Genomic DNA, 1426 nt, shown 5'->3' on the forward strand with positions numbered 1-1426 from the left:
GTGACGATCATCGCCCTGCTGCCGCTGATGCTGGTGCAACTCGCGGGCGCGGGACAGCTGTTGGCGTTCATCCTCGGCTTCTCCAGCGACTTCCTCCAGACCGGCTGCATCATCGGACGAACTCGCCTACGGAATGGAGTCGTTGGGCCTCCCACATGGAACACGGATCTGCCCAACAGGCGCGCGTACGGCGCCCTTCGCGTACGCGCTGGAGGCCGCGGTCGTCGACGGCGACCAGGACCTGGCCGACGGCCGCCTCGTGCTGCTGCACGACCCGGACGGGCACGACGCCTGGCACGGCACGTTCCGGCTGGTGACGCTGGTGCGCGCGGAGCTGGAGCCGGAGATGGCGGCGGACCCGCTGCTGCCCGACGTGTGCTGGTCATGGCTGACCGGCGCGCTCCAGGCGCGCGGACTGACGTACGGCGAGGCGAGCGGCACCGTCACGCGGGCCAGTTCCCACTACTTCGGCGGGCTGTCCGAGCGGCCGTCCGCGTCCCAGATCGAGATCCGTGCCTCGTGGACGCCGCGCGAGGGGCTCGGCGGGGTGCCGGACACTGCGGCGCATCTTGCCTCGTGGTGCGATCTGCTGGCCCAGGTCGCGGGCCTGCCGCCGGCGGGTCCTGGCGACGCGTCCGTCGTCACGCTGCCGCAGCGCCGGGGACCGCAGTCGCGCTGAGCCTCACCCGAGGCCTTACCCGAGACACACCGAGGTCTTACCGATCATTTCCGGTGTCTTTGTCGATACGGCCACTTTCAATCAGGAGTGGCCCATCGAACGAGCCGTTTCGTTCACCGAACGATCGACAGCGTGTCCGAATTGAACTGATTGATACTCACTAAATCGTGATCTTTCTCTAAAGGACCTGGGGTTTGGTGCCGAAGACGACTGTGACCTTGAAAGTCGTCCCACACCCCAGGAGGCCTGGTGTCCGTTCTCCTCGAGCAGCCCGCAAGCCTGGTCGCCTACCGCCCGAACAAGCCGACCGCCATGGTGGTCGTGGCCGACCCGCGCGTCCGCTCCACCGTCACCCGCCACCTGTGGGCGCTCGGTGTGCGCGACGTCATCGAGGCCTCGTCCGTCGCGGAGGCTCGTCCCCGCATCGGCAACCCCCGCGACATCTGTGTGGCAGACGTCCACCTTCCCGACGGTTCCGGTCTCACCCTGCTCTCCGAGACCAGAGCCGCAGGCTGGCCCAACGGCCTGGCCCTGTCCGCCGCCGACGACATCGGTGCCGTGCGCAACGCCCTCGCGGGCGGCGTCAAGGGCTACGTCGTCACCGGCACCCGTAACAACGTCGGGAGTCCGGCGGCCTCGCGCTGCTTGGCCGTCGACACCAGGTTGACGAGGTCGGTGACGTCCCGCTTGACCGCGTGGAGTCCGACGAGCGCGTCCAGCCTGCTCAGCGCGTCGTCGCCGGGGTCG

At 68.8% G+C, this 1426-nt stretch carries 2 protein-coding genes; both read left to right on the forward strand.

The annotated features are described in order from the left end of the window. The first annotated feature begins 142 nt into the window (after positions 1–142). Positions 143–679: a DUF3000 domain-containing protein gene (locus tag ACNFOC_RS54370; protein ID WP_416966311.1), complete on the forward strand. Its 537-nt coding sequence runs from the start codon at positions 143–145 to the stop codon at positions 677–679. A gap of 249 nt (positions 680–928) precedes the next feature. Then, positions 929–1426: response regulator (locus ACNFOC_RS54375; protein ID WP_416966312.1), on the forward strand; the 498-nt coding region annotated here is incomplete at its 3' end.

The sequence above is a fragment of the Streptomyces colwelliae genome, assembly GCF_048158785.1.
Lineage (GTDB): Bacteria > Actinomycetota > Actinomycetes > Streptomycetales > Streptomycetaceae > Streptomyces.